Origin of the sequence: Streptomyces sp. adm13(2018), assembly GCF_008042145.1 — a bacterium.
In the GTDB taxonomy this organism is placed as follows: Bacteria; Actinomycetota; Actinomycetes; order Streptomycetales; family Streptomycetaceae; genus Streptomyces.
The window spans coordinates 857,614-866,060 of the sequence record NZ_RDBH01000129.1 but is presented as its reverse complement, the minus strand read 5'-3'; the positions used below and the strand labels follow the sequence as shown (position 1 = coordinate 866,060).

Genomic DNA, 8,447 nt, shown 5'->3' with positions numbered 1-8,447 from the left:
GCGGCGTCCCCGCGGTGCTTGCCGGAGCCGTTCGGCTCCTGCCCGTCCGTGCTGTTTTCCGACATGGTCGAAATCACCCCGTTTGACATCGGTCGTGCTGTGCAGCCCGAGAGTCTAGCCAGCGGGTTTCCGGTCTGTCAGGGGAGCCTGCTGCAACGGCACGGGACGGCACACCCGTCCCCCGCCCCTCAGCCGAACCGCCCCGGCGCCACCCTTCCGTGTGAAGTGACCCTGGTCGTGTTGTTCGGCTGGAAGTGCGAAAACTAGCTTCGTGGCCGGAGGTGACGAGTCGATGACAGCGTGTGCCATCGAGACCACGGCCGAGGACGACGATCGCGACGGGGAGCACCCCGGCCGTGACGGGCGGCCGGCGGCGTGCACGGCGGGTCTCACGATCACGGCGAACGGCGCGTACGCGGCCAGGCTCGCGGGCGTCGGGGACGCCCTGTACGCGGAGCGGTGGACGCTCGACGGCCCGGAGCCGTACGCCGTCCCGCTCCCCCTCGACCAGCCGGAGGAGCCCGGCACCCAGCTGCTCCCGCTGGCCGACGGCCGGGTCCTGGTCGCCCGCCGGGTGGACGGGCGGCGGAACACGTTCTCGCTGCTCTACCCCACCGGCCCGGGCACCGGGGAGCTCCGGCTCGGCGCCGTGGAGGCCCCGGGCTCCGAGCACCTGGTGCTGCTCCCGCCGCCGCCGGACGGCAGCTGCGCGTACGCCCTGTGCGTCGGTCCCGAGACGAGCACGCTGTGGCTGGTCGCGGGCGGCGCCTTCGGCCCGGAGCAGGTCGCGGAGGTGCCGGGCCGCTGCTCGGGCGGGGTGTGGCTCGACCGTACGGGCCGGATGCTCGCGCTGGACCGGCGGCAGGCCGGCGGGCCGGTGAAGGCGGTCGCCGTCGACCTGGAGCGGGGCGGGGAGGTGACGCCGCTGCTGCAGATCGCCGAGGACAGCGACGATCGGCTGCTCCTCGCCGACCCGGACAGCGGACTGCTCCTGATCCGCTCCGACGCGCCGTCGCCGGGGCACGACCGGCTGGGCTGGGGCGTGCTCGGCAGTCTGCTGCCGGTGCGGTTCCCGGAGTGCCTGCGGCTCGACGACGCGGCCGTGACGCCCTTCGCGGTGCAGCCGGGGCAGGTGCTGATGCCCGAGACCTGCGCGGTGGCGCTGCGGATCGACGCGGCGGGCGGCAGCTGGGTGGGGACGTGGCAGCCGGCGGCCCGCCGGATGGGCCATCTGGCGGCACCCGCGGGGTGGCTGGCCGGGGCAGGCCTGTGGACGCCGGAGGGGGTGCTCCGGTTGCCGTACGCGACGGCCGGGGCGCCCTGCGGTCTCATGGACGTGGAGGCGCCGCCGGAGCCCTCCCCGGAGCCCGCCGCGGTGGCCCCCGCGGAGACCGCCGCGGGTCCCGAAGGGGCCGCCGGGGAGCCCCGGGTGTGCCGTCCCGTGCCGTTGCAGCAGGCTCCCCTGACAGACCGGAAACCCGCTGGCTAGACTCTCGGGCTGCACAGCACGACCGATGTCAAACGGGGTGATTTCGACCATGTCGGAAAACAGCACGGACGGGCAGGAGCCGAACGGCTCCGGCAAGCACCGCGGGGACGCCGCGCCGACGGAGGACTCCGCGTCCTCCCCGCACGGCCGTCACCGCCGCGAGCCCGTCTCGAAGTAACGCGAAGTACTCGAGTTCTCGGAGTACTCGGAGTACTCGGAGTACTCGGAGTACTCGGAGTACTCGGAGTAACAAGCGGTACCGGAACGGGCGAAGGGCCCCGGGTTCTCCCCGGGGCCCTTCGTCCTCCCCACCATCCCCACCCTCCCGGCCGGGCCGCACCCCGGCCGGTGGTTCCTCCGGCCCGGCCTCAGCCGCCCTTCTTCAGGCCGAGCACCTCCGACGCCGCGAAGGTCTCGCCCGTCGGGCGGGCCGCGTAGTGCGGGGTCAGGAGGCCGTCGAGCTCCTCGTACGTGAACGCCTCTTTCGCCGTGTCGAACTGGGCCGCCACCCGCGGGCGGTCCACGATCGCGACCATCCCGCCGTGGACGACGAGCAGTTGGCCGTTGACGCCGGCGGCCGCCGGGGACGCGAGGTAGCCGACGAGCGGCGCCACGTGTTCGGGCGACAACGGGTCGAGTCCGCCCTCGTCCCCCGGCTCGGCGAAGCCCGCGAACACGTCCTCGGTCATCCGGGTGCGCGCCCGGGGGCAGATGGCGTTCGCCGTCACCCCGTAGCGGGCCAGCGCGAGCGCCGTCGACGTCGTGAGGCCGACGATCCCGCCCTTGGCGGCCGCGTAGTTCGGCTGCCCGGCCGAACCGGCGAGGAAGGCCTCCGACGAGGTGTTGACGATCCGGCCGTACACGCCGGACTCCCCCGCCTTGGCCCGGGTCCTCCAGTGCACCGCCGCGAAGTGCGTGGTGTTGAAGTGGCCCTTGAGGTGGACCCGGATGACCGAGTCCCACTCCTCCTCGCTCATCGAGAAGACCATCCGGTCGCGCAGGATGCCCGCGTTGTTGACCAGGACGTCCAGCTTGCCGAACTCGGTCACGGCCAGGTCGACCAGGGCCCGGGCCGTCTCGAAGTCGGCGATGTCGCCGAGGTGCGCGACCGCGCCGCCGCCCGCCGCGCGGATCTCCGCGGCGACCTCCTCGGCGGGTGCGGCGGAGGCCGCGCCCGAGCCGTCGCGGCCCGGCTGGCCGTAGTCGTTGACGACGACGGCCGCGCCGAGCCGGGCCAGTTCCAGGGCCTCGGCGCGGCCGAGCCCGCGCCCCGCGCCGGTGACGATCGCGCTCAGACCCTCAAGGGGGAGTGACATCTCGCGGGAGTCCTCTCAGATCTCGATGCAGGTACGGAGGGCCACGCCGGTCCGCATCTGCTCCAGCGCCTCGTTGACGCCCGCGAGCGGGACGCGGTGGGTGATGAGGGACTCCAGGTCGATGCGGCCGGCCCGCCAGAGGGCGATGGCCCGCTCGTAGGAGCGGAGCACGTCCCCGCCGCCGTACATCGAGGGCAGGATCCGCTTCTCGTCGAAGAACAGCTCGAACATGTTCAGCTGGAGGTTGTCGTCCATCGCGCCCGCGCCGACGACGCACAGGGTGCCGCCGCGCCGGGTGGTCTCGTAGGCGGTGCGGGCGGTGGCGGACTTGCCGACGACCTCGAAGACGTAGTCGAAGCCCTCGCCCGCGGTGATCCGCTGCCGGGCGTCGGCGAGCGCGTCCGGGGCGACCGCCTCGGTGGCGCCGAAGCGGAGGGCGGCCTCGCGGCGGGACTCGACGGGGTCGACGGCGACGATCTGGGCGGCGCCCTGGAGCTTGGCGCCCTGGATCGCGGAGATGCCGACGCCGCCGCATCCGATCACCGCGACCGACGAACCGGCCTCCACCTTCGCCGTGTTGATGGCGGCCCCGAGGCCGGTGGTGACGCCGCAGCCGATGAGGGCGGCGATGTCGAAGGGCACGTCGTCGGGGATCGGGACGGCGCAGCCCGCGTCGACGACGACCTCCTCCGTGAAGGTGCCGGTGCCGGCGAAGCCGAACACGTCACCGCCGGGACGCTTGAAGTTGGGGATGCCGGCGTTCATGAACCCGGCCAGGCAGAGCTGGGTCTGGCCGCGCCGGCAGGCGGGACAGCTGCCGCAGGCGGGCAGCCAGCAGAGCAGGACCCGCTGGCCCTGGGCGAGTCCGGTGACGCCGTCGCCGAGGTCGATGATCTCGCCCGCGCCCTCGTGGCCGGGGATGAAGGGCGCGGGCTGCGGGAGGACGCCGCTCATCGCGGAGACGTCGGAGTGACAGAGGCCGGTGGCCCGGACCCGGATCCTCACCTTGCCGGGGCCGAAGCCCACCGCCTCGACGTCGTCGACGACTTCGAGCTTGTCCTGGCCGATCTCGTGCAGTACGGCTGCGCGCATGGTGCGGCTCCCTCCGGGTTGGGTCTGCGAGTGCCGGGGTGGTCTACGAGTGCCGGGTCGGTTCGTCCGGGCCGGTCCAGGCGTCTAGGCGTGTTCGACGAGGGTGTCGGCGAGTACGGGCGCGTCGTCGCGCTCGACCGCCGTCACGGTCACCTGGACGCGGCCCTCGTCGGCCCACATCCGGATGCGCAGGGTCTCGCCGGGGAAGACGATCCCGGCGAAGCGGGTGCGGTACGAGCGGACCCGGGTGACGTCGCCGCCGAGCACCTCGTCCACCACCGCCTTGAGCGTCATGCCGTACGTGCACAGGCCGTGCAGGATCGGCCGCTCGAAGCCGGCGAGCTTGGCGAACTCCGGATCGGCGTGCAGCGGGTTCCAGTCACCGGACAGCCGGTAGAGAAGCGCCTGCTCCTCGCGGACGGGCCGCTCGACGGTCCGGTCGGGCTCCCGCTCGGGAACGGCGAGGCGCTCGGAGGGGCCGCGGTCGCCGCCCCAGCCGCCCTCGCCGCGGACGAAGATCTGGGCGTCGCTGGTCCAGAGCGGCCCGTCGGCGTCGGAGGCCTCGGAGCGCAGGACGAGGACGGCCGCCTTGCCCTTGTCGTACACGGCGGCGACGCGGGAGGTGGAGACGGCCCGGCCGGCGGTCGGGAGGGGGCGGTGGAGGGTCACCGTCTGGCCTCCGTGCAGGACGGCGGTGAGGTCGATGTCGATGCCGGGGGCGGAGAGCCCGCCGACGACCCCCATGTCGGCGCCCGCGACGGTCGCGAAGCTGGGCAGGACGTGGAGCCGGGATTCGAGGGTGTAGCGGAGCTCGTCGGGATCGGTCGCGGGGGTGCCCGCGCCGAGTCCCAGGTGGTAGAGCTGGACGTCCTTGTGGTCCCAGGAGATCTCGGCACTGCGGGGTTCGGCGGCGACGGCCTTGGCGGGGTCGATGGGCATCGGGCTGCTGCTCCTCGTGGCGGTGAAGACCTCGATGCGACCGTCCGCACCGTCGGCCGCACCGAGGCCGTGCGGGGACCGTCCCGTACGCGGCCGTTCTAGAACGCGTTCTAGGTCGGTGGTCCCCATGTATAGCCCAGCCGGAAGGAGTTGGGAACCCTCCCCGCGATCCTGAACTGACGATACGTCAGGCATGCCGACCGTGCGCCGGTGCGGGGGCGGGCAGCCGACTGGCACCCGACGGCCTCCCGGGCGGCGGGCCCCGGGTCCCGGGCGAGCGCGGCGCCGCGGCAGGCGGCACGCTGGACTCGGGACCGGCCGCGCAGGACGGGTCCCGGGTCACCGCGGAGCTCCCCGCGGCGGCCCCCGGGCCCGTACGAGGGGGAGCCGACGACATGATCCGACTGCTGCTGGCGGAGGACCCGGGGACGGTACGCGGGGCGCTGGCCCTGCGGCTCGGGATGGAGCACGACATGGAGGTCGTCGCCCAGGTGGACCGGGGCGACGAGATCGTGGACGCGGCGCTGCTCGCGCGGCCCGACGTGGCGCTGCTCGACGTCGAGCTGCCGGGCCGGTCGGGGCTGGACGCGGCGGCGGACCTGCGGGCCGAGAGCCCGGACTGCCGGGTCGTGATCCTCACGACCTCCGGCCGCCCGGGCCGGCTCCGCCGGGCGATGCGGGCGGGCGCGGTCGGCTTCCTGGTGAAGGACGGTCCGGTGGAGGAGCTGGCCGGGGCGATCCGTCAGGTCCTGCGCGGGGAGACGGTGATCGACCCGGCGCTCGCGGCGGCGGCCGCGGCGGACGACGCGGGTCCCGATCCGCTGTGACAGGCCGCGAGCGGGGGCGGCTGGAGCGGCGGGCCGCCCGGGAAGCCCGGCTCCCGGGCCGGGCCGCTCCCCCTACAATCCCGCGAGCGCCGCCCCCCGCTGGGCCTCGAAGTTCCCGACGTACGCGTCGAAGACCGTCGCGTCCTCGTACTTGAGGAGCGTCTCGTCGTTGTACCGGAGTGCCGTCGTCGTGTAGGTGTGGCTGCCGGTGAAGACGATCTTCTTGTTCACGCCGCCGTAGTACGTGCCCTCGATCAGCAGGTACTTGGTGTGCGAGTCGGAGCCGCCGCGCTTGTCGTTGTCGAGCTGATGCAGGGTGATCCGGCCCTTCCCGGTGACCGGCCTGGTCAGCCAGTTCGCGACCTGGCCCATCGGCTTGTCGTCAGCCGTCCAGTTGTCGAGCGACCGGTAGACGATCTCGATGTCGCAGCCCGCGTTGGCGAGTTCCCACAGCTTCTTCGCCACGTCGGGGCGGGTGGTGTGTCCCTGGGCGATGCGGATCCTCGTCCGGCCGTCCGCCGTGCCGAAGCCCGGGGAGTTGCCCCCGCAGGAGTCGGGGGTGCCGACCGGCGCCACCGTCCCCAGGATGTTGACGACCGTGTCGGTGCCGGACCGGGGGAAGAAGTAGACCTTCGCCTTGCCCGCCTGGGTGTCGTGCGCGTACTCCGCGACCTGCGGGATCTGCCCGACGGCGGCCGCGGCGAGGTCGTCGAAGTAGCCCCGGTACGCGGTGAACAGCTCCGCGTTGCCGACGACCGTCAGCGCGTCGTTCCACCAGTCGTCGGTGTCCTGGCTGGTGAGGTTCCCGGAGCCCTGTACGACCACGTCGTCGACGGCGACGTCGCCCTTGCCCCGCGTACGGGAGAACAGGAAGAACTTGTTGTGGTTGACGTTGTCGTACGTGCCGTTCGGGTCCGCCGCCGTGGTGCCCGGGTCGAGCGCGAGGCAGGCCTCCTCCGGCTTGCAGGTCCGCACCCAGGAGCCGGGGGCGCCCGACGGGTCGGCCAGCCGGGTCTTGAGGGTCTCCAGGCCGGTTGACCGGCTGTCGGCGTCGACGACGACCTGGACGGTGACGCCCCGCTTGTGCGCGTCGCCCAGCTTGTTCGCCAGGTACACGGAGTGGAAGAGATAGAGGGAGATCCGGATGGACGATCCGGCCTCCGCGCCGTCGACGAGCCCCGCCAGGTGGGAGAGGATCCGGCCCCGGGCGGCGGCGTCGGTGCTGTTGGGGTCGTTGAACACGGCGCCGGTGGTCACGGCCAGGACCGGCTCCGCCGAGGCCGAGGGGGCGACCAGCAGGGACGCGCCGACGGCCAGCGCGGTCACGCCCGTTCTGAACTTGTTCTTGATCGATATCACCCGGGCATTGTCACCCGCGGCGCGCCGTGGCCCCGGCCGGCCGCGGGAGCCACAGCAGCATCAGCGCGGCCGCTCCGACCAGGACGCCCGTCGCCACCCGGAAGGCCATCGCGTATCCGGGGACCAGGGACGCCGGGTCCGGTGCGCCGGAGGTGACGGCGGGGGCGGCCGCCGCCGCGACCGTCGAGAGGATCGCGAGGCCCAGCGCGCCGCCCATCGTGCGGGAGGTGTTGACGAGCCCGGAGACGAGGCCCGCGTCGGACGGGGAGGCGCTGGAGGTGGCGAGGGCGGCCAGCGGGGTGGTCGCCAGGCCTATCCCGGCCATCATCAGGATGCCCGGGCCGAGGATCGTCCCGAGGAACGTGCCGTCGGCCGTGAGGGTCGACTGCCAGGCGAAGCCCGCCGCCCCGACGAGGGCGCCGGACACGGCCAGGGTCCGCGCGCCGACGATCGGCATCAGGTACGGGGCCAGCTTGGAGCCCAGGACCACGCTGAGGGAGCTGGGGACCAGGGCGAGACCCGCCTGGAGCGGGGTGTACGCGAGGACGCTCTGCGCGTAGGTGGTCATGAAGAACCACATCCCGAAGGAGGCCGAACCGCACAGCAGGATCGACGCGTTGGCCGCCGACACCGCGCGGTTGCGGAAGATCCCCAGTCGCATCAGCGGCTCCGCCGTCCGGGCCTCCACGGCGACGAACACCCCGAGGAGCACCAGGCCGCCGAGGAGGGTGAGCAGGGTCGCGGGGGCCGTCCAGCCCGCCTCCTCGGTCTCGACGATGCCGTACGCGAGGGTGGCGAGCCCCGCGGTGACGAGGACGGCGCCGGGCAGGTCGAGGCGCCGGCCGGCGCCGGTGCGGGCCTCGCGGAGCCAGAGCAGCGCGCCCACGAGCACGAGGACGCCCACGGGGACGTTGATGAGCAGGACCCAGCGCCAGGACAGCAGGTCGACGAGGAGGCCGCCGACGAAGCCGCCCGCCGCGCCGCCGGCCGCGCCGACCGCCGTCCAGGTGCCGATGGCCCGGGTGCGGGCGGTTCCGGCGGGGACGGCGGCGGTGACCAGGGTCAGCGTGGCGGGTGAGAGGACGGCCGCGCCGAGGCCCTGCACGGCCCGGGCGGCGACGAGCTGCCAGCCCTCCTGGGCGAGTCCGCCCGCGACCGAGGCGGCGGTGAAGAGGCCGAGGCCGAGCAGGAACATCGCCTTCCGCCCGTAGAGGTCGGAGGCGCGTCCGCCGAGCAGCATGAAGCCGGCGAAGGCGATGGCGTAGGCGTTGAGGACCCATTGCAGACCGAGCGCCGAGAGCCCGAGGTCGGTCCGCATCGACGGCAGCGCGACGTTCACGACGGATACGTCGAGGACGACGAGGAACTGGCCCGCGCAGGCGGTCAGGACGACCGCCCAGGCGCGGGGTGCGGGCGGGGCGGTCG

Annotated in this window: 7 protein-coding genes and 1 pseudogene; 3 read left to right on the top strand and 5 right to left on the bottom strand. The window is 73.7% G+C overall.

Annotation, left to right across the window (positions count from 1 at the left end):
* Positions 1-292 precede the first annotated feature (292 nt).
* Positions 293-1,489 carry a hypothetical protein gene (locus tag EAO70_RS20545; protein WP_187283964.1) on the top strand — a complete coding sequence of 399 codons (1,197 nt, stop codon included), beginning with the start codon at positions 293-295 and terminating at the stop codon, positions 1,487-1,489.
* Positions 1,490-1,538: 49 nt separating this feature from the next.
* Positions 1,539-1,667: a hypothetical protein gene (locus EAO70_RS39380; RefSeq protein WP_261992963.1), complete on the top strand. Its 129-nt coding sequence runs from the start codon at positions 1,539-1,541 to the stop codon at positions 1,665-1,667.
* 190 nt (positions 1,668-1,857) lie between these two features.
* Here EAO70_RS39380 and EAO70_RS20540 read toward each other — a convergent pair whose 3' ends face one another.
* From EAO70_RS20540 to EAO70_RS20530, 3 genes are all read right to left on the bottom strand, one after another.
* Positions 1,858-2,805 (bottom strand): 3-oxoacyl-ACP reductase, encoded by a 948-nt coding sequence (locus EAO70_RS20540; RefSeq protein ID WP_148004335.1) that lies wholly within the window; start codon positions 2,803-2,805, stop codon positions 1,858-1,860.
* A 15-nt stretch (positions 2,806-2,820) separates the two neighbouring features.
* The gene (locus EAO70_RS20535; protein WP_148004334.1) at positions 2,821-3,897 is read right to left on the bottom strand and encodes a Zn-dependent alcohol dehydrogenase; all 1,077 of its coding nucleotides are present in this window, start codon (positions 3,895-3,897) and stop codon (positions 2,821-2,823) included.
* Positions 3,898-3,981: 84 nt separating this feature from the next.
* A complete protein-coding gene (locus EAO70_RS20530; protein WP_148004333.1) occupies positions 3,982-4,836 on the bottom strand; it encodes a MaoC/PaaZ C-terminal domain-containing protein in 855 nt (284 codons plus the stop codon).
* 395 nt (positions 4,837-5,231) lie between these two features.
* On the opposite strand from EAO70_RS20530, the pseudogene EAO70_RS20525 reads away from it, so the two are divergent.
* Positions 5,232-5,660 (top strand): annotated as a pseudogene (locus EAO70_RS20525) (response regulator); the annotation flags it as partial.
* 75 nt (positions 5,661-5,735) lie between these two features.
* Here EAO70_RS20525 and EAO70_RS20520 read toward each other — a convergent pair.
* Both EAO70_RS20520 and EAO70_RS20515 read right to left on the bottom strand, forming a co-directional pair.
* The gene (locus EAO70_RS20520; RefSeq protein WP_148004331.1) at positions 5,736-7,022 is read right to left on the bottom strand and encodes a phospholipase D-like domain-containing protein; all 1,287 of its coding nucleotides are present in this window, start codon (positions 7,020-7,022) and stop codon (positions 5,736-5,738) included.
* A gap of 10 nt (positions 7,023-7,032) precedes the next feature.
* A partial coding sequence (locus tag EAO70_RS20515; RefSeq protein WP_261992962.1) for an MFS transporter occupies positions 7,033-8,447 on the bottom strand: 1,415 nt, incomplete at its 5' end.

Coding starts and splice junctions, on each gene's coding strand:
- EAO70_RS20535 (WP_148004334.1), bottom strand. CDS start 3,897: ATGCGCGCAGCCGTACTGCACGAGATCGGCCAGGACAAGCTCGAAGTC.
- EAO70_RS20530 (WP_148004333.1), bottom strand. CDS start 4,836: ATGCCCATCGACCCCGCCAAGGCCGTCGCCGCCGAACCCCGCAGTGCC.
- EAO70_RS39380 (WP_261992963.1), top strand. CDS start 1,539: ATGTCGGAAAACAGCACGGACGGGCAGGAGCCGAACGGCTCCGGCAAG.
- EAO70_RS20540 (WP_148004335.1), bottom strand. CDS start 2,805: ATGTCACTCCCCCTTGAGGGTCTGAGCGCGATCGTCACCGGCGCGGGG.
- EAO70_RS20545 (WP_187283964.1), top strand. CDS start 293: ATGACAGCGTGTGCCATCGAGACCACGGCCGAGGACGACGATCGCGAC.